Source organism: Oribacterium parvum ACB1 (assembly GCF_000238055.2).
GTDB classification, from domain to species: Bacteria; Bacillota; Clostridia; order Lachnospirales; family Lachnospiraceae; genus Oribacterium; species Oribacterium parvum.
Genome location: NZ_KE148312.1, coordinates 2,176,810 through 2,200,429 on the forward strand (window position 1 = coordinate 2,176,810; position 23,620 = coordinate 2,200,429).

Here is a 23,620-nt window from a genome sequence, read left to right on the forward strand (position 1 = left end):
TTTACAGCGACTATAGTACTATAGCAAAAATGATTTTAGATTGCAAGCAAAATTTATTTCTGGAAACCCTACAATTTTATTCCTCAAAATCCGATAAATCCAAATCAATCACATCATCCGCTTCTTCGATTTCTAAATCTTTATTTTCATTTCCGGAAAGTACGGTATATTTCTTAATCTCTTTCTCTTTTTTATCCTTTTCCACTAAGGAATTTAAGGCATCCTGCCCCTTTTGTTCAGCAGATTCACTTACCTTATTTCCTCCGGTTATCTTATCTATCGCCTCCGGAATCATATCAATAATCTTGGATAAAGCGTCTTCATTCTTTACCCGAATTAGTTTTGTTCTTCCATTTTGAATGACCAGCATCGCCGCAGGTGTAATCCTGGAATTCATTGCCCCGGCTCCGCCATCTCCTTTTTTAGTGTTCTCCTTTACAAAAGCACCGCTTGCCATTCCGCAGCTTACCTCCATAAGCGGCACCAAAACGGTATCTCCCAGCTTAATAGGCTCTCCTACCACCGTTTTGGATTGGATAAAACCATCCATCCCCTGAAACAGCTCTTGTATGAGTTCTTTTGTATTGTTATTTGCCATGCTTACCCCCCTTGAGGACCAATCTGCGAAATGCCCTGTTTCTTAAAAGACGAATCAGTAGAATCAATAGATGAATAAGACGAATCTTTCCTTCTAAACGAATATCTCCATAATAATAACTGTCTCCGAACTCCGGCACAAGAGTAATTTTATCCTGAATGAAAGGATAAACCAGTGCCACCCCTTCTAACACCTGCCCCATAGTAGCAGGATCTTCTATAGAAAAATATATACTCCCTTTTGCTTTCCGAATTCGACAGGTCTTTAAAAAACGAAGTCCTTCCATCAAAACAAACGCAATCATTTCCCGCGTTTCATCTTTACCAAGCTCCTTTAATAAAACCTGTATTTCCTTCAAACTCCGAACTTTATCTCGAAAAAAATCAATCCATTTATTTATTGTATCCCTCATTCTTCTCCTCCCTCTAATAGCGTGAAGAAAAGAATTTTCCCTCTATATCTCAGCTTTCCCTCTTTATATTCTCCTAAAAAGTGTACCCCGGGAAAGCGCAGATGAAAGTCTCCCTCCGGTCTCTCCGCTTCTTTCTCTTTACTGCCTTCAAGCTTGTAACGAAATGGAAAAAACAATAGAAAAAGAAGAAGCAAAAACAAGAACAGGAGAAGAACAGCTACTGCAATCAACACATACTTGAGAACTGTCAAGATTAGCAACATATCCCTTCTCCTTTTAGACTCTCTTCCACCATGCAGGCCACCAGTTTAAGAGCATCTTTATACCCATAGGCTATCCCTAAAATCTCATCCTCTTTTCTGGGGAAATTGCTGATTTTTAGCATAGAAGACGGATAAAACTCATATAGATTCTTTCCATATCCGCTATAGACGATATAGCACATCGGTACTATATGACCCTCCCTAAGATTCTGCATCAGATATGGAATATATTCTTTTGCCCTGGCACCAAAGCGCATTTTTTTTGATAAACGCATTATTTTTTGTCCAAAAGATAGTCTCTAACCATAACAAGAGCAGCACCGCAAGCCTGTTCCCGTACTTCTTTTCTATTTCCGCCAAAGTGGAACTCTTCCACCTTTGTTTTTCCTCCGGCACAAACCGCAATATAAATTAAACCAACCTCTTTCCCTTCCAAGGCAGTAGGTCCTGCATTTCCTGTAATCGCCACGGCGATATCCGCCTCCGATTCCATCATGGCACCAATAGCCATCTCTTTTGCCGTAGTAGAGGACACGGCACCCTCTTTTCGAAGGAGTTCCTTCTTTACAGAAAGAAGTTTTCTCTTGGACTTATTGGAATAAGTTACATATCCCACCTTAAAGCAATCCGAAGCCCCTTCAACAGAAGTTATCGCTGCGGAAATCAGTCCTCCGGTAATGCTTTCAGCCGTCGTAATCGTTTTCTTCAAAGATTTTAGTATGCTGACAAGCTGCTCTTCAATTGGCGCATCCTCTGAGTAATTGATTTCTTTTTTCTTATCTCCCATCAAAAGCCTCCTTCTTCTAAAACGGAACGGTTCTTATATAAGTAATCAATCAGGGAAATGATTGTAAGTGCCAATGACAGATAAACAAATCCTGTCGTCACAAGATTAAGTGCAGGAATTTGCAGAATAAGCAAAATAATCATCACCATCTGGCTCACCGTTTTAAATTTCCCAAAATAAGATGCGGCAATTACAACATTTTGCTCTACCGCAATCAAACGAAATCCGGAAATAATAAATTCTCTGGAAATTAGAATAATGACGTACCAAGCAGGAAGATAGGAAAGCGGAATCATACAGATCATGGCGGCACAAACCAAAAGCTTATCAGCCAAGGGATCCATAAACTTTCCGAAATTGGTCACCAGATTCCTCTTCCTTGCAATATATCCGTCTAAAAAATCGGTAAAGGAAGCAATGCAGAAAACAGCACAAGCTATCCAACGAAAGAGAAGCTCATTTTCTGCAGGAAAAAGCATAAAAAACACATAGACGGGAACCATCAAGGCTCTAAGTATTGTCAGTTTATTGGGAAGATTCACAATATTCTCCTATTAAATCATACCCTTCCGTGTCTATGATTCTCACACAGACAAAGTCTCCTACAGCTCTTTCCTCTCCCTTCAGGTAGATAAAGCTGTCGATATCGGGATTATCCATATAGCTTCGAAGAACCAAGCGAGATTCTTCCTCATCAAAACCTACTACAAGAGCCTTTAAGACTCTGCCCTTCTGCTCTTCCGCCTTTTGGAAAGCAATTTCCTGCTGTAACTCCATAATACGAGAAAGCCTTTTGTTCTTTACACTTTCCGGAACTTGATTGTCCATGGTTGCCGCATAGGTTCCTTCTTCTTGAGAATATGGAAATACCCCCAAACGGTCAAAGCGCTCTTCTCTGATAAAAGAAAGCACATCCTCCAGGTCTTCTTCCGTTTCACCCGGAAAGCCGGTAATTAAAGTCGTTCTTAAGCAAATGTCCGGAATCTCTCTCCTTAGTAAAGCAATCTTCTCCTTTAATTCTGCTCTTCTGGTTTTTCTATTCATCACCTTTAAAATTCGGTCGGAAGAATGCTGGATAGGCAAGTCCAGATAATGACAAACTTTCGGATTATCCCGGATTTCCTCAATAAGAGGAAGTTCGATTTCTTCCGGATAACAATATAGAACCCGAATCCATTCCAGTCCCTCAATTTCCCCCAATGCATGAAGCAGCTTATGTAAGGACTTTTCTCCATAGAGATCTGTTCCATACAGGGTGGTTTCCTGCGCCACCAAAATAAGTTCCTTCGCCCCTTCCAGCACAAGCTGTCCGGCCTCCTCTAAAATCTGCTCCATCGGAATGGAACGGTAGTGTCCTCGAAGACGCGGAATAATACAATAACTGCAATACTTGTCGCAACCTTCCGCAATCTTTAGGTAGCGGGTATACCTTTCCCCACTTTCCACTCTCTTCATCTGCTTGTCCAGTCGACTCACATAGTCCTTTACGGAAGCAATCTCGTCTATCTCCGGAAGCTCCTTACGGATCTCATCCTTATATCTCTCCACCAAACAGCCGGCTACAATCAGCTTTTGTAATTTTCCCGTCTTTTTGTATTCTGCCAGCTCCAAAATCGTATTGATACTTTCTTCTTTTGCCGGACCAATAAAAGAGCAGGTATTGACTATGGCAATATCCGCTTCCGCAGGATCCATAGTTACCTTTGCTCCTTCATACTTTTCCAAGAGCTCTGATAAGAGTTTTTCGGAGTCTACCCTATTCTTATCACAGCCCAAACTTTCCAGATATAAATTCATTATTCCTCACTATCCGAAGAATAGTCTCCGTCAGAATAATCATCTTCCTCGCCGTCTTCCTGCAAGTAGTCGTCATTCTCCGCCTCGGAGTCCAGATCTACCTCTTCTTCGTCATCTAGGTCATCATCCAAAGCATAGCGGGAATAATCCTCTACCTCCGTAGTGGGATTCATCGGCTCCTCTTCATAGTCCAAACCTTTTTCAACATTTACCAGATTCTTGGAGATTTCTTCAATTGCAATGGAAAGAGGTTTTCTGTCTTCCTCCGCCTTAACCAAAGGTGCATCCCCGTCAATAATCTGACGTGCTCTCTTTGCACTGGCAATTACTACAGAATAGCGAGATTGCACTTCCAATTCTCCCTCTTCTCTATTCTTATTCATAGAATCAATCAAGTCATTGTATGTTGGACGCAGCATCTTCTATCCTCCTTAAGTCCTTTCGGATTTTTTCAATTAAATCTAAATGTGCCTCTACCCTATCATGAGACGCACGAATTAGATTATGCAGTTTTTCCGTACATGTGTCAATATCCGCATTGACCAGAATATAATCGTAGGCCTCTACGCCTTCCGACTCTACTATAGCCCTCCCCAATCGTTTATTGACCGTTTCTTCATCTTCCGTGTTTCTTCCGATAAGACGATTTCTTAACTCTTCCGCAGAAGGAGGGGTCATGAAAATGAGAAGACTGTTCGGGAATTTCTTCTTAATCTTCAGAGCTCCCTGTATCTCTATTTCCAAAATTACATCTTTTCCCTGATTCAAGCAATCCTCTACAAACTTTCTGGGCGTACCGTAATAGTTATCCACATACTTTGCATACTCAACAAGCTCGTCACTGTCAATCATCTCTTCAAAGCGGGGCTTACTCACAAAAAAATAGGACTTTCCCTCTTCTTCACCCTTCCTCGGCGCTCTTGTTGTTGCTGAAATGGATAACGCATAGTTATCATACTTCTCCGTTATCCTTTTCATAATGGTTCCCTTCCCTGCTCCCGAAAAGCCGGAAACCACAACTAAAATCCCCTTATCCATACTATTCCCTTCTATACTCTTATTCGATGTTTTGTACCTGTTCTCTCATTTTCTCAATACAGTTTTTAGCCTTAAGACCTATATCCGTAATCTCTAAATCACTTGCTTTGGAAAGAATGGTATTACTCTCTCGGTTCATCTCCTGCATCAGAAAGTCCAAGTCTCGCCCTACTGCCTGTTCCTCTTTAAGGATTGCCTGCATTCTATGCACATGACTATCGAGTCTTGTAATCTCTTCGTCTGTACTAACCTTGTCGGAAAAAATGGCGACCTCTTCTAAGAGCCTTCCCTCATCTATCTCTCGACCTGCCAGGCTTTCTTCTATCTTCTTCCGAAGGCGGTTCTCATATTGTATACGAAGCTTCGGCTCCTTTTCCTTCAAAAAGCGAAGATAATCCTCCATTTCCTGCAGTTTCATCTCAAGGTCTGCCCGTAACTTCTCTCCTTCCAAAGAGCGGGATCGAACAAACTCCTGAATGGCCGCATCCACTATCTCCAGGATGACCGTTTCATTATCCTCATCCTCTTCTTCCGTTAGATGAAAAACTTCAGGATAAAAAAATAAGGAATTCCCGCTTAGGTTAAACGGAAGGTCAAGTTCCTTCGAAAGTTTCTCAATCTCTTCTTTATATCTTTTTGCCAATACTGTATTTACCAGCAGCTTCTTCTCTTTTTCACCGCCATCCTCTATGGAAAGATAAACCTCCACCTTTCCTCTGGAAATGTTTTTTTTCAGCAATTCTCTGATTTTCATTTCCATTGCTTGAAAGCTTCTGGGTAATCTAAAGCTTAAATCCAAAAAACGGGAATTGACGGATTTTATCTCCACCGTGACTATCTGTCCTGCGTTTTCCGCCTTGGCTCTGCCAAATCCGGTCATACTTTTCATTTCGGAAGTTCTCCTTTTCCTTGAGTTTTTTCCACCTTTAGCCTATCCTAGGAAATGCAAGTTATCAGTATAAAATATGATAACAAGGGCAAAAGGCTTTTTCAAGAAGTAAAGGATGGATTTATGGCATTTGATGGATTATTTTTATCAGCACTGATTTCCGAATTCAAGGAAACGATTTTAGGCGGAAAGATTGCTAAAATTATACAAAGCGAGAAAGATGAATTGCAGATTACGGTAAAAAAAGAAAAGCAACAGTACCTTCTTCACCTCTCTGCCAATCCCTCTATTCCTTTGATTTATCTTAGTAATAAGGGAAAAACGGCACCGCTAACCGCACCGAACTTCTGCATGGCACTTCGTAAACACATCGGAAACGGTCTAATTCAAAATATCACCCAAGCTTCAACTGCCTTGGAGGAGGAAGGACTGGAGAGGGTACTTCTTCTCCATATCTCTCATAGAGATGAAATGGGGGACTATGGCATCAAATACCTCGCTGTAGAAATCATGGGAAAATATTCCAATATCATTCTCCTAAAAGAGGACTTCACGATTCTTGACGCCATAAAACGAATTTCCTCCGTGCAGTCTTCTCTTCGAGAGGTGCTTCCTGGAAGATCTTATTTTATTCCCGACCAGTTTCATAAAGAAAATATCCTGCGCTTTCCTTTAGAAAACTTAAGTTCCTTCTTAATTGAACGAATGAAGGGTACGGGTGCGGAAAAGCCCGAATCTATTTCCGATGCTTTGTTTCACAGCTTTTCCGGATTAAGCCCTCTTTCTGCAAGAGAGCTTTGTGAGGATGCCGAAGTACCGTTTGATAAGGATATTACAGTTCTTTCTTCTTCTGAATGGGAAAATATAATCACGAAAGTCCATGCTTTAAGGAGCAAAATTCTCAACGGCGATTTTTCTCCGGTAATTCTTTTTGAAGAAACGAAGGCATTTGATTTTTCCGCATTTCACACCATTCAATATAAGGGGAATCCACGTTTTCACGAAGAAGCCTTCTCCTCTCCTTCCGCTCTTATAGAACAATATTACGGAGGAAAGGAAAAGGAAGACCGCGTACGCCAGAAGTCCATAGACTTAAAAAAGCAATGCACTACCCTTTTGGAACGTGTCGGAAAAAAGCTGAGTTTACAGGAAAAGCAGTTGAAAGATACGGAGAAAAAAGAAAGCTTCCGTGTCTTTGGAGAATTATTGACCACCTACGGTTACAGCTTACAGGGCGGAGAAAAAGAACTGCTTTGCGAGAATTATTATACCGGGAAGGAAGAACGGATTCCTTTGGATCCAAATCTTCCTCCCATCGAAAATGCAAAACGTTATTTTGATAAATACGACAAGGCAAAACGAACGGAAAAGAATCTTACGGAACAGCTTAAGGAAAGCAGAAAAACCTTAGAACACTTGCAATCTATACTCGGTAGTCTTCTTACTGCTGAAAATGCAGGAGACTTGGATGATATCCGACGAGAAATGGGCGAATTCGGATATATGAAAAAGCTATCCGGAAAGAAAAAATCAAGTAGAAAAGAAGATAAATCTTCTCCCAGAGTCTTCCGCAGCAGTGACGGTTACCTTCTATATGTCGGAAAAAACAATTTTCAAAACGAAGAGGTCAGCTTTCAAATCGCCGATCCGAAAGACTTCTGGTTTCACGTTAAGGGAGTTGCCGGTTCCCATGTCATTGCAAAAACCGAGGGGAAAACTCTGGAAGAGCTTCCCGACCGTCTTTTTGAAGAAGCAGCGGAGCTTGCCGCATACTTTTCTTCCGAAAAGGAAAATGCCAAGGTAGAAGTAGATTATACGGAAAGAAAGAATCTGAAAAAAATCATTGGCGGAGCCCCGGGCTTCGTTATATACCACCAAAACTATTCCATACTCGTTGAACCGAAAAAAGTCCTGGAAGAGCTTTAAGCTCCTCCGGGACTTTTAAAATTTATAACGAGTATCGCTCGCGTAGCGTGCGGTATCTCGTTGACTTCCTTGATAAAAATAAGGCTTACAGAATGATGTAACAAAAGCATTCTAAAGAAAGCCTTTATTCCTCTTCCCAGTTAGTATAGACATTCTGCACATCATCGGACTCATCGAGTAAATCCAATGTTTTTCTAAGATTCTTTACCGCTTCTTCATCCGTCACGGAAACCGTATTCCCCGGAATCAGTACCACTTCCGCCTGCACCATGGGAATGTTTTCCTTCTCCAGATTCTCTCGAACCGAGGAAAAATCAGCCGGTACAGTAAGAATTTCATAGCTGTCATCCCGATCAATCAAATCCTCTGCCCCTGCCATAATGGCAATATCCATAAGAGAATCAAAATCCTTGTCCAAGTCGTCCATCACTTCCTTATCCAGAATAATCTGTCCCTTTTCTTCAAAAAGAAATGATACGGATCCCTGTGCACCAAGACTGCCCTTTCCCTTTGTAAATGCGGAACGAACGTCTGCCGCAGAACGGTTTTTATTGTCCGTAAGGACTTTTACAATAATGGCAACACCATTTACTCCGTAACCCTCGTATTGCAATTCCTCATAATTCACACTATCCAATGCGCCTGCTGCCTTCTTGATACCGTTCTGAATCGTATCGTTCGGCATATTGTTTGCCTTAGCCTTCGCAATAACATCCCGCAGCTTCGAATTGCTGTTCGGATCCGCACCGCCCTGCTTTACAGCCAAGGCAAGCTCATGCCCGATAATGGTAAATATCTTACCCTTTGCTGCATCGTTTTTTTCTTTCTTTGCTCTGATATTGGAAAATTTTGAATGTCCTGACATATTCACTCCTCTATATATTTTTTTCCAGTGTAACTATTTTCTCAGCCTTTCGCAAGTTCTTTCCCAAAAGCAAGGCTTTCTCTTCTTCCATGAAAATGGCATTTCCATACTATCTCTAAACCAATCTTTTTCCTTCTATGCGTCTAAGAAAATTCATGCAAATGCAGATTATCCTGCGGATTATATGTCCCTATCCATTCTTTTCCCCGATAGTATACTCTAGGAACACGATTTCCGAGGCCGCATAAAAACTCATATGGGAATACCCCCAACTCTTCCCAGTCATAAAGACTGATTTCCTCTCCTCCCTCTTCTCCGAGAAGAGTCACTTCCTGAAAGAGCTCAGCCTCTACTCCCGTGATATCTACCATAAACTGATCCATACAAACTCTTCCGAGAATAGGGCATTTTTTACCGCTTACCAAAACCGTGGCTTTACCGGAAAGAATCCGGGGATAGCCGTCTCCATAGCCAACCGGAATCGTCGCAATCTTCATTTCTTTCTCCGTCACAAAGGTAGAGCCATAGGAGATACCCTCTCCCGCAGGAACCGTTTTAATATGAGAGATTTTCGCCTTCCAGGATAGTGCCATTTTAATCGGAAGCTCGTGCAAGACTTCTTTAGACGGATAGACTCCGTAGAGCACTATCCCGTCTCTAACCATATTGTATTCCGTACCGATATCTTCCAAGATTCCGGCAGAGTTTGCAATATGGCAAAGAGGAATAGTAAATCCTCTCTCTTTTAACTTCTCGAGATAATTCTTAAAACGCTGCTCTTGTTTTCTTGCGTAGCTTTTATCCTGTTCATCACAGGAGGCAAAGTGAGAAAATATACCTTTTACTTCGATATGCGGGCTGGCAAGAATCTGCTCTGCAATCTTCAAAGCTCCCTTTTCTTCGGTCTGAATCCCGATTCTCCCCATACCGGTATCTAAAGCAATGTGTACAGCTAAATTTGTATTGTTTTTCTTTCCCAACTCTTCCAATTTTTTAAGCTGTTTCAAAGTAAAGAGGCTTGGCATAATCCGATATTCGTAAAGAAGAGCATATTGACTTTCCGGAATAACACCGAGAATCAAGATATCTCCCTCTATACCGGCTTTTCTTAAGGTGATTGCTTCTTCCACCGTAGCTACCCCAAACATGGCACATTCGTCCGCGATAGCCTTTGCCACTTCCACAATTCCGTGTCCATAGGCATCCATTTTCACAACGGCGCAGACAGCCATCCCTTTTCTCAACTTTTCTTTACACAAACGAAGATTCTCTACAATTCTTCCTAAATCCACAATGGCATAGGTTCTATCGTAGCTCTTTCTATCTTGCATTTTCCTTATCTTCCTTTTCTATAAACTCTTCTATGGCCAAAGAAAAAAACCGAGGAAGCTCTCTGGCCAAAACGCCATGTTGCCCCTCCTGATGCGCAGCTATTTCAGCCCCGCGTACTTGCACAAGGACAGAAAGGCAAGCCGCCTGAAAGGCCAGCACTTTAGCAGGAAAGTTTCCATATTTTTCCTCAAGAATACAGAGCAAACCGCTCAGTAGACCGGCAAAGCAATCCCCCGACCCGCCCTTACTGAGTGCGGCACAGGAAATCGTATTATGAAAAAACCATTTCCTTTCCTTATCTTCCTCTTTTTTATTCTCTTTATCTTCTGTCTTTTTTTCTCCCGCTCTACTCGGCTTTTCTATTTCCCTTTTTCCGAGAAAGCCTTCGGGAGAATCCAAAGAAGGAGCAAACACCATTGTATCATGGGATTTTAAAATTAAAATACAATGATGAGAATCGGCATATTTTTTTCCTAAGTCTTTTCTGTGAAGTAAAACTTCTTCCACGGTCAAATGACAAAGTCTTGCAAACTCTTTAATATGCGGCGTCAAAATCAACGGCGCCTCTTTTGCATAAATTCGAAGAGCATCCTCCAAAAGAGAAGATTTCGAAATCATATTTAAGGCATCTGCGTCCAATATCAAAAACTGCCTCTTGTCCTTGGCTGTTTTTCCTCGCAAAAGAAGCTCATGAAGGAATTCCTTCTCTTTTTCTCCCATGCCTATTCCCGGACCGAAAAGAAGAACTTGTCCTTCATTCAGGCTTTCTTCCAAGGAAAACTTCTCCTTATCTAAAAAGATGGACTCCGGAACCATGGACTGCAGAGGGATTTGATTCTCCTTATCACTGATAACCTTCACCAGTCCTGCACCAGCTTTATAGGCTGAAAGAGCTGAAAAAATGGCTGCTCCCGCCATACCTGATTTACCTGCAAAAATCTCCACTTTTCCATAAGAGCCTTTGTGTGACTCTGCGTTTCGTTCGGGAAGAGGGAGCAACCATTGCAATGTTTTATTTCTCTTGGAGTTTGCTTCAGAATTTCTCTCTGTTTCCTCAAAAAAAACATTGTCCTTCTCTCCCTCCCCACTTTCCAAAGCAAGCGAAGAATCCCGGGTTATTCCCTCAGAAAAGGAAAAGGAGTTCCCAAACAGGACTGCAGTGGCTATCACCAAGGTCGCTGTATTGGAAATACTGACTTCTAACCTACTCCCTCCAAGGCGAAGAAAGATTTTCTTTGCATTCCCGTAAAGTTTCACATACGGTTTTCCTAGTTCATCCCGAAGAACTTCAATATCCAACAAAGAAAACCCTCGAATTCCGGTTCCAAGAGCCTTGGAAACCGCTTCTTTTACACTAAAATCACCGGCAAGGCGAGAGACTTTTCCCTCGCTTTGCCGGCGTTCTTCTTCTGTAAAGATCTTCTCTGCCGCTGCACTACTATCCTGTAACCGCTCCATTCGAAGAATTTCCAGAATATCCGTACCAACTCCTAAAATCATTTTAATTCCTCAAACAATCTGTAGGAAAGTCGCATCAAACTTTCAGACAGATGCACATTTTCAATAACAACATGCTTCGGTACATCCAAGTCTATATGCGCAAAATTCCAAATTCCCTCTATGCCGTAGGAAATCAAATCATCCACAACCTTGATGGATTCCGACTTCGGAATACAGATTGCCGCAAGGCGAATCTTTTCCTTTTTTACCAAGGTCTTCATCTCCGTCATAGGCAAGATTTTAATCCCACCGGCTTCCTTTCCGATTCTTTCCGGATTGATATCAAAAATCCCCTTTAAGATAAATCCTCTTTTTTGGAAATTGGTATAATTCGCCAAAGCTTGTCCAAGGTGTCCCGCACCCACTATAATCATGGGATTTTCTCGATCAATATTCAGAATCTTCGCTATCTCATCATGGAGATTGGCTACGTTATACCCGTAGCCCTGTTGTCCGAAACCGCCAAAGTTGTTTAAATCCTGTCGTATCTGAGAAGCAGTTAGATGCATCCTTTTGGACAACTCGCCGGATGAAATACGTTCTATTCCCTGATCCATCAAATCTTCCAAATATCGATAATACCGGGGAAGACGTTGGATAACTGCCTGTGATATTTCTTTTCTATCCATTATTTTTCCTCATCTGCTGTAAATAACCGCATTTTATTCCACTATACTGTTTTGTGAAAATGCTGTCAATGTTCTATGAAGAAAAGGATGGATTTATCCCGATTTTTTAAGAAAAAACTTTTCTATAGTCTTCCTTGAACTTTTCAATACCGATATCTGTCAAAGGATGATGAATCATTTGCTTCAAAACCTTGAAGGGGACAGTTGCAATATCCGCTCCGGTCTTTGCGCACTCGATTACATGAACCGGATGACGAACAGATGCGCAGATTACCTCTGTTTCGATTTCCGGATAAACGGAGAAAATATCCATGATGTCTTGAATCAAAATTAAGCCGTCAGACGAGATATCATCCAGTCTTCCAAGGAAAGGAGAAACATAAGTAGCCCCTGCTCTTGCCGCAAGAACTGCCTGTGTTGCAGAGAATATCAAGGTGACATTGGTCTTGATTCCCTCTTTGGAAAGAACCTTTACCGCCTTTAGTCCTTCTTCCGTCATCGGAATCTTCACAACCATATTGGGGGATAAGGAGGCAATTTCTCTACCTTCCAAAATCATATCCTCGGCTTTTACTGTGTCCGCCTTTACTTCACCGGAAATAGGACCGTCCAAAAAGGAAGCAATTTCTTTTAAAGTTTCTACATAGTCTCTTCCCTCCTTTGCAATCAGGGAAGGGTTTGTTGTGCATCCACAGATAATTCCCATGTCGTAAGCACTGCGAATTTCCTCTACATTTGCCGTATCAATAAAAAACTTCATACTTCTCTCCTCTCTTCTCTACATTTTGGTGATTGAACCACTCTATTTACATAGATCTTGCCATTGCAAGTAAGTTTTCAACTGTAAAACCGAAGTGCTTAAAAAGTTCCTTTGCAGGACCGGAAGCACCGAAACTGTCTAAGGAAAGAGTCTTTCCCTTTAATCCGACATATTTTCCCCAACCGAAGGAAGAAAGTGCTTCTACGGATATCCTCTTCTCTACGGAAGAAGGTAAAATCTCTTCCTGATACTCCGCACTCTGCATTGCAAATACATCCATGGACGGCATGGAAACGACACGAACCGCCTTTCCTTCTCCCCTTAAAACTTTAGCAGCTTCTTCTGCAAGCTCCAGTTCGGAACCGGTTGCAATAAAGATGAATTCCGGGATTTTATCGGAATCTGAAAGAATATAGGCTCCTTTCAAAGCATCCTTTCCATTCTTGCAAAGCTGAGGAAGATTCTGTCGGCTTAATACAATGGCGGTTGGACAGTCTGTACTGCTCAAAGCGGAGAACCATGCAGCAACCGTTTCCTGTCGGTCTGCCGGACGGAAAACGCGGAAGTTCGGCGTTGAGCGGAGCATTGCAAGCTGTTCAATCGGCTCATGAGTCGGTCCGTCCTCTCCAACACCGATACTGTCATGTGTAAGAACAAAAATCTGCGGAATCTGCATTAAAGCCGCTAGTCTCGCCATTGGCTTAATATAATCACTAAACACAAAGAAAGTCGCCACAAAGGAGCGGTATCCGCCATGTAAGAGGATGCCGTTTGCAATACCCGCCATAGCCAGCTCTCTTACCCCAAAGTGAATATTCTTTCCCAATCTGTTATCCCTTGCAAAGAAGCCCTCTCCCTTCATCTCTGTCTTATTGGATGGAGCCAGGTCTGCAGAACCCCCAAAGAGATTCGGAACAGCTTTCTTTAAAACCTGAAGCACTTCTCCGGAAGAGCTTCTTGTTGCCTCCGGCTTATCCATCTTTGCCCAGAGCTCTTCACAGTGAATTAAATCCATTACCTTGTTCTTATCATGATAAGAAAGATACTTTTCATAATCTTCAGGGTACTTCTTAGCATAGTCTGCCTTAATTGCTTCCCAGTTTAAATATCCTTTTTTCTTTTCCTCTACCAAGGCATCATAATGCCGATATACCTCTTCCGGAACAAAGAAAGCTTCCTCATACTCCCAATTCAAAAACTTTCTCATCTCCCGAATATTTTCTTCACCCAGAGGTTCGCCATGGGCAGAAGCACTCCCCTGCTTCTTGGGAACCCCGTATCCGATTTCCGTCTTTACCGTAATAAAATAGGGAGCGGAATCGTCAGACTTGGCTTTTTCCAAAGCGTCAGAAATAGCGGCAACATCATTTCCGTCTTCTACTGTAAGGGTTTTAAAGCCAAAAGATTCCATGCGTTTCTGTACATCTTCCGTAAAAGCAATATCTGTAGAGCCTTCAATGGAAATCTTATTGGAATCATATAAAATGGTTAATTTATGCAGATTTAAAGTACCGGCAAGCGACAACGCTTCTGAAGAAATTCCTTCCATAAGACAACCATCTCCGCAAAGAGCATAGGTTCTGTGGTCCACCAAAGAAAGATCATCTTTATTGAATTCCGCCGCCAAATGCGCTTCTGCCATTGCAAAGCCCACCGCCATGGCAAGACCTGCACCAAGAGGACCTGTAGTTGCATCTACCCCCCGGGTATGCCCGTACTCCGGATGCCCCGGCGTAAGAGAACCCATCTGACGGAAAGACATCAAATCTTCTTTTTTTAATCCGCATGAGAAAAGGTGTAACAAGGAATAGAGAAGCATGGAACCATGCCCTGCGGACAAAACAAATCGGTCTCTGTTTTCCCAGTCAAGATGGGTCGGGTCAAAGTTTAAATGCTTAGCCCAAAGTGTATAAGCTGACGGTGCCGCACCAAGAGGCAGACCCGGATGTCCTGAATTTGCCTTCTGAATTGCATCTGCCGAAAGAATACGAATGCTGTTAATTGCCTTTGTTTCTATTTCCTTATTCATTTCACCCTCCTAAAACATTACGAAAAACTCCATGGTAATTTTACCATAGGCTCCGAAAAAGTCTATGCCGGCTTTGTAGAAAAGCATAAAAAAACAGAACAAAGCCCTCGCTTCATTCTGTTCTTTTTAAAGTCATTCTTTATATATTCCAATTTAGTTTTGTTTATTACTGTTCGTTTTTTTACTTTCTTCTTTTTTGCTGTCTTCTTTTTTGCTGTCTTCTTTTTTGCCTTCTTCTTTTTTGCTGTCTTCTTTTTTTGTATCGATTTTATCCGACTCTGCCTTGCTTGTTTCCTCTTCCTCTAAGTCCGACTTAGTCTTTGGATAGGGAGACTCTTCCAAGTTAAAATTACCGCTAACCTGATTTCCGGACTTATCCGAAACATATACGGTAATACTGTTGCTCTTCATGGAAAAGCTGACTTTACCGCTCTGCTCATCAATGTGATTGGGCTTTAAATTGTTTCCATCATGATCAATACCATAAATGGAAGCAAAATCTACACCGGACTGGCTGTCCGTAACAACAAACTCAACATATCCCACGCCCAATACAACATTGTCCTCATCAATAACCGGAGGATTTTCATCAAAGCTGTTAATCTGGGTATTCTCCATATTCGTCATTCCGTTGATAGAAGTCACACTGATGCGAAGACTACCATTTGCAGAAAGAGGAATGATATAGTTATTATTCTCCCGAGTGTAATTCAGTTCTTCTCCTTCCAGCTTTGCAGAAAATTTCTTAATCGGCAAAACGGAATCAACATGGACCAAAACAGATACCGAGTCATCCCCGCTATGTTCTGTCGGATCGTTGATCTGCAGCTTAGGCGTTGCCAGCACAAAGAAAAGTATGCAGGAGTTGATAACAAGATAAGGAACGATATAGCATAAAAAAATGCTAAGAAAACCGGATTTTTTTTCTTTTTTTGAGGATAGGATTCCTGCCTCATGCTTCCTCTATCAGCCATAAAATGGGCCTCCTTTACAGACTACACTACTGGCAAAAAAGTATAGCAAATCTTCAAATTACTGGCAAGATAGCAAATCTTAATATAGTCTTGACAAAACTAAAATTTTACTTTAATCTGAAAAAGTTCTGCAGAGGTATCGAAGTGGTCATAACGAGGCGGTCTTGAAAACCGTTTGTCCGCAAGGGCGCGTGGGTTCGAGTCCCACCCTCTGCGCTATTATAAAAGCCTAGTGTCTAAGCCAAAATAGCTTAAAACACTAGGCTTTTTGCTTGTTTACGAGGTATTAAATGAGAACACTCATTTCTCTTTGATGCAGTACTTTTTCACTACAAGCCGCCCACGAAACTGCCCGCGATATTCGACTGTTTCTGTGCCACATACGCTGCAGGAGTTTTTCAGCTCCAAACTACAACAGGTGTTTTTCAACCCGAAACAATAGTCTTGACTGTAAAATCCAAAAATGCTATAGTATTCGAGTTCGCAGAAGTGGCGGAATGGCAGACGCGCACGGTTCAGGTCCGTGTGAGGTAACACTCATGTGGGTTCAACTCCCATCTTCTGCACGATTTTAAAACCCTAGGATTTCAGCCGGAGAAGGCTTGAAACCTAGGGTTTTTTTGATGATTTTTATTCTTCCTCTTCATATCGCTGAATCAATTGCAAAACCTTTGGAGAGAGAAGGAAGAGGGCAATCAGATTCGGTATAACCATGAGTCCGTTAAAAGTCTCCGCAATCGACCAGATTAAAGATAAATTCATAGTAGCTCCTACTATAGATACTAAAGCATAAAGCACCAGAAAAATCTTCACTGCTGTAGCGGAACGGAAAACAAACTCCGTAAATCTTGCACCATAAAGCCCCCATCCCAAAATGGTAGAAAAAGCAAAAGAACAGAGAGCCACTGCAGTGAATAAACTCGCGAGCGGGCCAAAGGTAGAAGTAAAACCGGAGATTGTAAGCTCGGCCCCCGCATCCATGCCATAAGGAATATTCACTCCACTGGATAAGATGACCAAAGCTGTCAAAGTACAGATTACGATGGTGTCCGCAAAAACCTCAAAGATACCAAAAAATCCCTGTTTTACCGGCTTTCTTGTATCCGCTGTCGCATGCGCAATCGATCCGGTTCCCAATCCTGCCTCGTTGGAAAAAATTCCTCTTGAGACCCCTTTCTTCATCGAAGTAAAAAGAGAATACACCGCACCTCCCGTAAAAGCTCGCGGAGAAAATGCTCCCATAATAATGGAATAAATAACACTCGGAACTCTTTGTATATTCAGGAAAATCACAATAAGGGATAGGATAACATAAAAAAGTGCCATAAAGGGAACCAGTTTCTCCGACACCTTCCCGATTCTCTTAATTCCTCCAAGTAGAATCATTGCCACTAAAACTGCAATAAGGATGCCGATTGCAAGATTCACCCGACTGTCTCCTCTTGCAGAAAGCAGGTTGAAATTAATCAAGGCTTCATTGATTGCCGCGGTAATGGTATTAACCTGTGTTGCATTTCCCGTTCCAAAAACCGTCAGAATACCGAAAATCGCATAAAGATAGGCAAGAAATATCCATTTTTTCCCCAGACCGTTCTTAATATAGTACATCGGTCCACCCAGATACTCTCCCTTTTCATTCTTCTCTCGATAATACACCGCTAAAGTCACTTCACAAAACTTTGTACACATACCCAGAATAGCGGAACACCACATCCAAAACACCGCTCCGGGACCGCCAATCGCGATTGCCCCTGCAACTCCCGCAATATTACCCGTTCCTATCGTTGCGGCAAGAGCAGTACAAACAGCCTGAAAAGGAGTGAGCGCGCCGTCTCTTGCCTCCTTCTTTCGAAAAATTCTTCCAAGGGTTACCTGCATCGCTCTTCCAAAGCGGGATATCTGTAAAAAACCGGTACGATAGCTTAAGTACATCCCTACACCAAGGATAGACGCCATTGCTGGAATACCCCAAATCCACTGATTTACCAATTGATTCATTTCTATTAATAACTGCACTGTAATCCCTTCCCCCTCTATACATACCTCTTAGCCGGCCATCTTCGATCTCTTAGCACAAAGTTTCTTTATGAATAGCACCTATTATTTGACAGCCCATTTGTCTTAAGATGTATTATTTGGACAATCCATGATAATCAAGTCTATTCTAATTCAACTTTTACAAATCAGCTAAGCTATGCCTATTCATTCAAATATAAAAAAATAGAATAAGCCTCAAAACGAGGCTTATTCTATCATAAAATTCTTTTTTTAGGAAATCAAAGTATTTACTTCATATTGAATCGGATAATTTTTTCTCTCCTCCTCACTTCTTCGGTTCATAATTCGATCTATAGCAATATGTCTGTTATCCTCATTTGCACCGATAAGAAGAACCATAAACTGTTTATTTCCACAGCGAACCATGACGTCTCCTCTTCGGATAGTTTTGCTTAAAAGCCCTCCGAAGGAACGCATACGCCCTTCCACACCGCGTCGATCCGCATTTTCCGCTTCTTTTATCGTAAAAAGCACAATCTGCACCGGGGAATGCACTCGTTCTCCCACCCTCTTAAGAAAACGGTATATACTGCAAAAATCTTCATAATCCACTTCATAGGCACCGGAAAAAAAATCCTGTTTTTCAATTCGATCTTGTAATTCCGCTATGGAGATGATAGAGGATTCTTCCTCTTCCATCTCGCAATACTCCTCATAAACGGCATGACCGCCCTTTCCTTCAGACTTCACCTTGTACATCGCATCATCCGCCCTTTGGTAAAGACCTAAAAATTCTTTTCCATGTTGCGGAGCCAAGGCAATTCCTATAGAAATCCCGAATTCTTTTCCCGGTGAAATCCCCAAGAGTTCTTCCATTCCCCATTTTACCTTATGGCAAATATCCTCACAGCGTTCTCTTAGAGCCTCTCTACTCCATAAGCCTCTATAGAAAATGACAAATTCATCCCCTCCGATTCTCCCCAAAACATCATCGGAGCGAACGAGCTTTTTTAGAATATCCGCTACCCGAGCAATCACTCGGTCTCCCATTTCATGACCGAAGCAATCATTTACCATCTTAAAATTATCCAAATCCAGCATCAAAAGAAGACCGCTATCTCTACGCATCTGCAAATTTTCATTGATTTGTTGTACACAGGCACTCCGATTTAAAAGACCTGTCAGTAGATCGATTTCCGACTTTTTTTCCAGATGCTTTAACATCTCTTCTCTCTTCATGATGCGGTCAACACGGCGAATCAGTACATCCGGAAGAAGCGGTTTTCGAATATAATCATAAGCCCCTAAATCAAAACCCTTCACTTCATTATCGGAATCATCATCTGAAGTCATAATCACCACAGGAATACTGCTCAGTGAAGGATCCTCCAACTGACGGACAGCATTTAAGATGGCATATCCGTCCATATCCGGCATGTGCAAATCCACCAAAAGTATATCCGGTCGAGTTTCCGAAAGTTCAGAAAGGGCAGTACGGGCATCTTCATAACAGCGTACTCCGTACTTTTCCTTTAACGCTTTCTCCGCAATCAGACGCGGAATCTCCTCATCGTCCACAATTACGACACTTTGCATTGTATTCCTCACCTTCTAAACAGTAGCAACCTTCTTGGTATGGATATAGGCAATATGAAGCTTTTTTGTGGTTGCCAGGTATTTTTCACTGATGGAAAGCTCTCTACCATTAATTAGATACAGGCTTCGTCCTACAATCCTTTGTATCCTGCTTTTTGACACAGCAACATAACGGGAAATTTGAATAAAATCATCTTCCCCATACTCATCCATAAAGTTTTTTACCGAAAGATAGGTTTCCACCTCACCATCTTTCATATAAATAACAAGTCGGCGACCCAAGGTTTCCACATATTCCACATCATCAAGGTAAATTCTTTGCTTTTCCCGATCAACAACCACATCCATATATCGATGTTTCTCAAAACCTGCTATTACCGAATTCATTACTTTTACAAACTTTTCATATTCTACAGGCTTTTGAATATAGGAAAACGCCTTTATCTCAAAAGCTTCCGTGATATAGTCATTTCCTCCGGTAATAAAAATGATTTTCCCTTGTACACCCAAGTTCTTTAATTCTTTACCGATGTCGATTCCATTCATCTCCGGCATAAAAATGTCCAACAGAAAGATATCCGTTTCTAATATTTCGCTCTTTTTTTCCTTAAGATACTCTTGTCCCGAAGTATAAAATTTCACCTCGGCAAGTATATTGTTTTCTGTTAAATACTTCTGCAACAAAGCTTGTATTAATTTCTGCTGAACAATCTCATCATCGCATACTGCAATTCTCAGTTTATCCATTACCGCTTCCTCTTCACTGCAAATATCCTGCGATTTCCTGAACTGTCCTTTGATACAATCGCATAAACGAATTATGGTTATATCGAATATAATGCATTGCTTCTTCTTTTTCAACTCCCTCTACAACACGCTTTGCAGCATGCTCCAGTTTTTTTGCATCTTCAGATACCTGAATTGCTCCTACCGTAAGGGAAGTTGTTTTTAATCCATGTGCATAAAGACGGTATTTTACATAGTCCGCATTTTCAAAAGCGCTTTCCAATTCTCGCATTTTTTCCATACTGCTGTCTCGAAACAGACTTAATATCTCTCTGTATACTGCCTCGTCTTGCATGCAATATTTCAGCCCCATTTCCCGATTCAAAATCTTCTCTTCTTCCTTGTCTTCAGAAATACTATGCTGTTTCATCTCGGACTCAAAAAATTCCTCATTACTTTTCTTTCGTATAAGATTCTCCGGTAAAAATGTATAAAGTGTCTTTTCCAGCTCCTTTCCCTCCACCGGCTTAGCAAGGTACGCATCAAAGTTTGCACTCAAATATTTTTGCCTCATCCCCGGAAGCATATTGGAAGAAAAGGCAATCACAGGAATTGGTCTGCCATAGCGATTTTCAATTTCCAGCTCACGAATTCGTTTTAAGGTTTCTTCTCCGTCCATACCGGGCATCATAAAATCAAGGTAAGCAATATCATAGGTATTTTTCTTCAGTTTCTCGAGACACTCTTCTCCACTGTATGCAATATCAATTTGCACTTCTGTACGTTTTAAAAGATTTTGTACCAGACGCACATTTAATTCATTATCATCTACAACTAAAATTTTCGCTTCCGTAGCAATAAATCCCTTGTCGAAATCTCTACGTTCTCCTTTTTGTTTTAAATAACGTTCTTCATAGTTCCCGATACTATCTTCCTTTAAACTAAGTTGCGGAAGATATGCAGAAAAACTGGAACCCTCCCCGAGCTTACTTTGCAACTCAATATGTCCATTCATAATGTTAACAAAATAATGGGTGATTGGAAGTCCCAAGCCGGTTCCCTGCACATTCTGATGCCAGCCGGTATGTACCCTTTGAAACTTCTGAAAAATCAGATTTTGGTCACTTTCCTTGATTCCCACCCCGGTATCTTTTACTGTAAAGCAAAGCTCCACCGCTTTAGCATAATCTAATCCCGGTTCTTCATTTTTCAAAAGATAAGAATCCGGACTGATACAGGACATTGCTAAATTCCTCTCAGTCGTATTGCCTCTATCTTCCTCCTCCATGATTTCCATTTCTCTAAAGCTTACAGAAAGGCTTATGCTGCCTTTTTCCGTATATTTAATGGCATTATCCAAAAGATTTAAAATCACTTCTCTTACCCTGAAAGAATCTCCGAACAAAACTGCAGGTGTATCCTCATCTACAATAATAGAGAATCGAAGTCCTTTCCACTCCGCACGAAAACGAATCATACTGTTGATGTCATGGAGCATCTCCGCAAGTTCATAGGCTTTCGGAACAAGTTTAATTCCTCCCGACTCTATGCGTGAAAAATCCAGAATATCATTGACCAAAGAGAGAAGGTTTTGGCCGGAGGCCTGAATATCCTGTGCATAGCTCAAAACCGCATCATCATGGCTTTCTCTTAAAATCATTTCATTCATTCCGATAACGGTATTGATTGGTGTACGAATTTCATGCGACATATTTGCAAAAAATTCCGATTGAATCTTTTCCGCAACCTCGAGTTTTGCCTTTTCATTTCGTACCTTATCATATTCTACACCCTGTGCATGCAGCATCTGAAAGGCAAAGAGAACTCCACCGATAGAAAGGAATTTTCCCTGATTTTCATAGCCGTTCAAAAAGAAAGACAAGAGTTCTATACAGCTAAAGGAAATCATCGTTGTTCCGGCACCGATAAGCCAGGTTAATTCACGAAAAAGTGCAGGTTCATTCCGTTTAATGACATAAAAGCTGCGAGCAATTTCAAGACAGGTCAGAAGAATCAGAAGATCGATCGGTAAATTAAGCTCTATAAAACTGTATAGTCCGATTCCTGCAGAAATAATAAATACTGCATCAAAAACGGCAATAATCATACAGATAGCATAGATTTCCCGCTGACAAACATTCCGCTCAATTTTATTGATACAAAGTAAACTCGGAATAGGAATCATAATGAGGGAGATGTATTCCAGGTTCCATAGAAGGAGGACATTGTTAAACAACAACTGTCTGGAGTCAACCTGGCTCCCCATCCAAAGTCCGATAAAGAAAAGACAAAGCCCAAGATAGTACACTCCCCGTTCCGCACCTTGCTTCCTATTTACAAGAATATACTCCGCCCACATACCGATTCCCATGAAGATAAGGCAAAGAGAAGAAAGAATCTGCAAAGAACTTTTCCACAAAATTGCCGCGACAATAGAAAGATCTTCTCCAAAATAAATTGCATTTAAAGTGTTCTCCGCATTTCTTGCTCTACCCCGAAATTCAATCTGAATTGTCTTTCCAAGCATATCTCTTCGTATTGGAATGCGCACCCAGTATATAGGAGGGGTCTTACTGTTAAATGGGGGGATATCTGCGTAGGTATAATCATAAACAATATTCTTATCTACCCAAACTGTAATATCTTGATGCACCGTCCTAACATAAAGAGTCGTCAAAGAATAAGGTACTTCTTCAGGAAGTTGCCTTTCTATTATAAGATTCTTAATTAGTACCTTCCCACCTGTTGAATCGAGATTCTTTTTGGAGCCGTCAGGAAGGATTCTCTGCCATCCGCTTCGCAAAATCTCATATTTATGAGCAACAAAGCCGAGCTTATCATATTGTCGTATTGAACTTCCCAGAATAAAAATCAAAACAAAAAACAGGAAGCCCAAATAGATGACTCTTATTTTATTTTCATTTATTTTAATCATTTATTTTTCGAACTCCCTTTCCGGGTCATTTCTTTGGAAAGCTTCCAAAAATCAATTCCCCCTAATATAGTAAATAAATTGAAGAAGTTATGCTGTTGCCCCTTCCAAAAAATCAATTAAAACATACATATCCATCGACCTAAATAAATTGATATATAAAAAAGCTGATATAAAAACGCTACCAAGAGAGGGTCAATCTCTTGGTAGCGTTTTGAGACGAGTCAAACTTATGCCAAACAGTTTATCCTCGTACATAGATTATATTCCTCCCCTCGAGATTAAAGATCCTCTTCTTCCTCTCCCTCGGTGTCCTCTTGGTATTTCTCCAAAATAGTCTGCTGAAGTAGTTCTCTCGTGGTGGAGCGGATAGGGTGAGCTATGTCTCTATACTCCCCGTCCGTTGTCTTTCTGGAAGGCATTGCAATAAACAAACCTTTCTCACCTTCGATGACCTTGATATCATGAATCACAAATTCCTCATCAAAAGTGATGGAAACAATGGCCTTCATTTTACCTTCTTTGTCAACCTTGCGAACCCGTACATCTGTAACCTCCATGATACTCCT

23 protein-coding genes and 2 tRNA genes are annotated in these 23,620 nt (G+C 41.3%); 3 read left to right on the forward strand and 22 right to left on the reverse strand.

What is annotated here, in order from left to right:
- Positions 1-76 precede the first annotated feature (76 nt).
- Genes HMPREF9625_RS09640 through HMPREF9625_RS09685 form a run of 10 tightly spaced genes read right to left on the reverse strand, consistent with a single transcriptional unit; the run spans position 77 to position 5,784 of the window.
- The gene (locus HMPREF9625_RS09640; protein WP_009534508.1) at positions 77-598 is read right to left on the reverse strand and encodes a GerW family sporulation protein; all 522 of its coding nucleotides are present in this window, start codon (positions 596-598) and stop codon (positions 77-79) included.
- Positions 588-1,010, reverse strand: a complete 423-nt coding sequence (locus tag HMPREF9625_RS09645) for a hypothetical protein (protein WP_009534509.1) — start codon at positions 1,008-1,010, stop codon at positions 588-590. Before HMPREF9625_RS09645 ends, HMPREF9625_RS09640 begins: the two co-directional genes overlap by 11 nt.
- Positions 1,007-1,273, reverse strand: coding sequence for a hypothetical protein (locus tag HMPREF9625_RS09650; protein ID WP_009534510.1), 267 nt, complete (start codon positions 1,271-1,273; stop codon positions 1,007-1,009). The genes HMPREF9625_RS09645 and HMPREF9625_RS09650 overlap by 4 nt, the downstream gene beginning before the upstream one ends.
- Positions 1,264-1,548, reverse strand: a complete 285-nt coding sequence (locus HMPREF9625_RS09655; protein ID WP_009534511.1) for a hypothetical protein — start codon at positions 1,546-1,548, stop codon at positions 1,264-1,266. Before HMPREF9625_RS09655 ends, HMPREF9625_RS09650 begins: the two co-directional genes overlap by 10 nt.
- Entirely contained in the window at positions 1,548-2,060 is a 513-nt protein-coding gene (locus HMPREF9625_RS09660) for a CinA family protein (protein WP_009534512.1), read from the reverse strand. The genes HMPREF9625_RS09655 and HMPREF9625_RS09660 overlap by 1 nt, the downstream gene beginning before the upstream one ends.
- Positions 2,060-2,602 carry a CDP-diacylglycerol--glycerol-3-phosphate 3-phosphatidyltransferase gene (gene pgsA, locus HMPREF9625_RS09665; RefSeq protein WP_009534513.1) on the reverse strand — a complete coding sequence of 181 codons (543 nt, stop codon included), beginning with the start codon at positions 2,600-2,602 and terminating at the stop codon, positions 2,060-2,062. The genes HMPREF9625_RS09660 and pgsA overlap by 1 nt, the downstream gene beginning before the upstream one ends.
- Positions 2,586-3,857: a 30S ribosomal protein S12 methylthiotransferase RimO gene (gene rimO, locus HMPREF9625_RS09670; protein WP_009534514.1), complete on the reverse strand. Its 1,272-nt coding sequence runs from the start codon at positions 3,855-3,857 to the stop codon at positions 2,586-2,588. Before rimO ends, pgsA begins: the two co-directional genes overlap by 17 nt.
- Positions 3,857-4,276 carry a DNA-directed RNA polymerase subunit omega gene (gene rpoZ, locus HMPREF9625_RS09675; RefSeq protein WP_009534515.1) on the reverse strand — a complete coding sequence of 140 codons (420 nt, stop codon included), beginning with the start codon at positions 4,274-4,276 and terminating at the stop codon, positions 3,857-3,859. Before rpoZ ends, rimO begins: the two co-directional genes overlap by 1 nt.
- Positions 4,254-4,895 carry a guanylate kinase gene (gmk, locus tag HMPREF9625_RS09680; RefSeq protein WP_009534516.1) on the reverse strand — a complete coding sequence of 214 codons (642 nt, stop codon included), beginning with the start codon at positions 4,893-4,895 and terminating at the stop codon, positions 4,254-4,256. Before gmk ends, rpoZ begins: the two co-directional genes overlap by 23 nt.
- Positions 4,896-4,914: 19 nt before the next feature.
- Positions 4,915-5,784 (reverse strand): YicC/YloC family endoribonuclease, encoded by an 870-nt coding sequence (locus HMPREF9625_RS09685; protein WP_009534517.1) that lies wholly within the window; start codon positions 5,782-5,784, stop codon positions 4,915-4,917.
- A gap of 123 nt (positions 5,785-5,907) precedes the next feature.
- On the opposite strand from HMPREF9625_RS09685, the gene HMPREF9625_RS09690 reads away from it, so the two are divergent.
- The gene (locus HMPREF9625_RS09690; protein ID WP_009534518.1) at positions 5,908-7,710 is read left to right on the forward strand and encodes an Rqc2 family fibronectin-binding protein; all 1,803 of its coding nucleotides are present in this window, start codon (positions 5,908-5,910) and stop codon (positions 7,708-7,710) included.
- 124 nt (positions 7,711-7,834) lie between these two features.
- Here HMPREF9625_RS09690 and HMPREF9625_RS09695 read toward each other — a convergent pair whose 3' ends face one another.
- The 7 genes from HMPREF9625_RS09695 to HMPREF9625_RS09725 form a co-directional block, all read right to left on the reverse strand.
- Complete coding sequence (locus HMPREF9625_RS09695; protein ID WP_009534519.1) at positions 7,835-8,575, reverse strand: YebC/PmpR family DNA-binding transcriptional regulator; 741 nt, start codon at positions 8,573-8,575, stop codon at positions 7,835-7,837.
- Positions 8,576-8,718: 143 nt separating this feature from the next.
- Positions 8,719-9,906, reverse strand: coding sequence for an alanine racemase (gene alr / locus HMPREF9625_RS09700; RefSeq protein ID WP_009534520.1), 1,188 nt, complete (start codon positions 9,904-9,906; stop codon positions 8,719-8,721).
- The gene (gene acpS, locus HMPREF9625_RS09705) at positions 9,896-11,407 is read right to left on the reverse strand and encodes a holo-ACP synthase (protein WP_009534521.1); all 1,512 of its coding nucleotides are present in this window, start codon (positions 11,405-11,407) and stop codon (positions 9,896-9,898) included. The genes alr and acpS overlap by 11 nt, the downstream gene beginning before the upstream one ends.
- A complete protein-coding gene (locus tag HMPREF9625_RS09710) occupies positions 11,404-12,036 on the reverse strand; it encodes a redox-sensing transcriptional repressor Rex (protein ID WP_009534522.1) in 633 nt (210 codons plus the stop codon). Before HMPREF9625_RS09710 ends, acpS begins: the two co-directional genes overlap by 4 nt.
- A 106-nt stretch (positions 12,037-12,142) precedes the next feature.
- Positions 12,143-12,796 carry a fructose-6-phosphate aldolase gene (fsa, locus tag HMPREF9625_RS09715; protein WP_009534523.1) on the reverse strand — a complete coding sequence of 218 codons (654 nt, stop codon included), beginning with the start codon at positions 12,794-12,796 and terminating at the stop codon, positions 12,143-12,145.
- 46 nt (positions 12,797-12,842) lie between these two features.
- Positions 12,843-14,825 (reverse strand): transketolase, encoded by a 1,983-nt coding sequence (gene tkt, locus HMPREF9625_RS09720; protein ID WP_009534524.1) that lies wholly within the window; start codon positions 14,823-14,825, stop codon positions 12,843-12,845.
- A gap of 153 nt (positions 14,826-14,978) precedes the next feature.
- Positions 14,979-15,671, reverse strand: a complete 693-nt coding sequence (locus HMPREF9625_RS09725) for a hypothetical protein (RefSeq protein WP_016361593.1) — start codon at positions 15,669-15,671, stop codon at positions 14,979-14,981.
- Positions 15,672-15,929: 258 nt separating this feature from the next.
- On the opposite strand from HMPREF9625_RS09725, the gene HMPREF9625_RS09730 reads away from it, so the two are divergent.
- Together HMPREF9625_RS09730 and HMPREF9625_RS09735 are read left to right on the forward strand one after the other, a co-directional pair.
- Positions 15,930-16,015: transfer RNA gene (locus HMPREF9625_RS09730), tRNA-Ser, on the forward strand.
- A gap of 267 nt (positions 16,016-16,282) precedes the next feature.
- Positions 16,283-16,365: transfer RNA gene (locus HMPREF9625_RS09735), tRNA-Leu, on the forward strand.
- Between the two features lie 64 nt (positions 16,366-16,429).
- On the opposite strand, the gene HMPREF9625_RS09740 is transcribed toward HMPREF9625_RS09735, so the two are convergent.
- From HMPREF9625_RS09740 to spoVG, 5 genes are all read right to left on the reverse strand, one after another.
- On the reverse strand, positions 16,430-17,797 hold the full coding sequence (locus HMPREF9625_RS09740) for an alanine/glycine:cation symporter family protein (protein WP_036569251.1): 1,368 nt from the start codon (positions 17,795-17,797) through the stop codon (positions 16,430-16,432).
- A 270-nt stretch (positions 17,798-18,067) separates the two neighbouring features.
- On the reverse strand, positions 18,068-19,393 hold the full coding sequence (locus tag HMPREF9625_RS09745; RefSeq protein ID WP_009534527.1) for a GGDEF domain-containing response regulator: 1,326 nt from the start codon (positions 19,391-19,393) through the stop codon (positions 18,068-18,070).
- A 15-nt stretch (positions 19,394-19,408) separates the two neighbouring features.
- Complete coding sequence (locus HMPREF9625_RS09750; RefSeq protein ID WP_009534528.1) at positions 19,409-20,140, reverse strand: LytR/AlgR family response regulator transcription factor; 732 nt, start codon at positions 20,138-20,140, stop codon at positions 19,409-19,411.
- 13 nt (positions 20,141-20,153) lie between these two features.
- Positions 20,154-23,054, reverse strand: coding sequence for a response regulator (locus HMPREF9625_RS09755; protein ID WP_009534529.1), 2,901 nt, complete (start codon positions 23,052-23,054; stop codon positions 20,154-20,156).
- 278 nt (positions 23,055-23,332) lie between these two features.
- A complete protein-coding gene (spoVG, locus tag HMPREF9625_RS09760; protein WP_009534530.1) occupies positions 23,333-23,611 on the reverse strand; it encodes a septation regulator SpoVG in 279 nt (92 codons plus the stop codon).
- Positions 23,612-23,620: the final 9 nt, after the last annotated feature.

Bases quoted from the DNA above. Each gene is read 5' to 3' on its own strand.
- HMPREF9625_RS09640 (WP_009534508.1), bottom strand. From the start codon at position 598: ATGGCAAATAACAATACAAAAGAACTCATACAAGAGCTGTTTCAGGGG.
- HMPREF9625_RS09645 (WP_009534509.1), bottom strand. From the start codon at position 1,010: ATGAGGGATACAATAAATAAATGGATTGATTTTTTTCGAGATAAAGTT.
- HMPREF9625_RS09650 (WP_009534510.1), bottom strand. From the start codon at position 1,273: ATGTTGCTAATCTTGACAGTTCTCAAGTATGTGTTGATTGCAGTAGCT.
- HMPREF9625_RS09655 (WP_009534511.1), bottom strand. From the start codon at position 1,548: ATGCGTTTATCAAAAAAAATGCGCTTTGGTGCCAGGGCAAAAGAATAT.
- HMPREF9625_RS09660 (WP_009534512.1), bottom strand. From the start codon at position 2,060: ATGGGAGATAAGAAAAAAGAAATCAATTACTCAGAGGATGCGCCAATT.
- rimO (WP_009534514.1), bottom strand. From the start codon at position 3,857: ATGAATTTATATCTGGAAAGTTTGGGCTGTGATAAGAATAGGGTAGAC.
- rpoZ (WP_009534515.1), bottom strand. From the start codon at position 4,276: ATGCTGCGTCCAACATACAATGACTTGATTGATTCTATGAATAAGAAT.
- gmk (WP_009534516.1), bottom strand. From the start codon at position 4,895: ATGGATAAGGGGATTTTAGTTGTGGTTTCCGGCTTTTCGGGAGCAGGG.
- HMPREF9625_RS09685 (WP_009534517.1), bottom strand. From the start codon at position 5,784: ATGAAAAGTATGACCGGATTTGGCAGAGCCAAGGCGGAAAACGCAGGA.
- HMPREF9625_RS09690 (WP_009534518.1), top strand. From the start codon at position 5,908: ATGGCATTTGATGGATTATTTTTATCAGCACTGATTTCCGAATTCAAG.
- HMPREF9625_RS09695 (WP_009534519.1), bottom strand. From the start codon at position 8,575: ATGTCAGGACATTCAAAATTTTCCAATATCAGAGCAAAGAAAGAAAAA.
- alr (WP_009534520.1), bottom strand. From the start codon at position 9,906: ATGCAAGATAGAAAGAGCTACGATAGAACCTATGCCATTGTGGATTTA.
- acpS (WP_009534521.1), bottom strand. From the start codon at position 11,407: ATGATTTTAGGAGTTGGTACGGATATTCTGGAAATTCTTCGAATGGAG.
- HMPREF9625_RS09710 (WP_009534522.1), bottom strand. From the start codon at position 12,036: ATGGATAGAAAAGAAATATCACAGGCAGTTATCCAACGTCTTCCCCGG.
- fsa (WP_009534523.1), bottom strand. From the start codon at position 12,796: ATGAAGTTTTTTATTGATACGGCAAATGTAGAGGAAATTCGCAGTGCT.
- tkt (WP_009534524.1), bottom strand. From the start codon at position 14,825: ATGAATAAGGAAATAGAAACAAAGGCAATTAACAGCATTCGTATTCTT.
- HMPREF9625_RS09740 (WP_036569251.1), bottom strand. From the start codon at position 17,797: ATGAATCAATTGGTAAATCAGTGGATTTGGGGTATTCCAGCAATGGCG.
- HMPREF9625_RS09745 (WP_009534527.1), bottom strand. From the start codon at position 19,393: ATGCAAAGTGTCGTAATTGTGGACGATGAGGAGATTCCGCGTCTGATT.
- HMPREF9625_RS09750 (WP_009534528.1), bottom strand. From the start codon at position 20,140: ATGGATAAACTGAGAATTGCAGTATGCGATGATGAGATTGTTCAGCAG.
- HMPREF9625_RS09755 (WP_009534529.1), bottom strand. From the start codon at position 23,054: ATGATTAAAATAAATGAAAATAAAATAAGAGTCATCTATTTGGGCTTC.
- spoVG (WP_009534530.1), bottom strand. From the start codon at position 23,611: ATGGAGGTTACAGATGTACGGGTTCGCAAGGTTGACAAAGAAGGTAAA.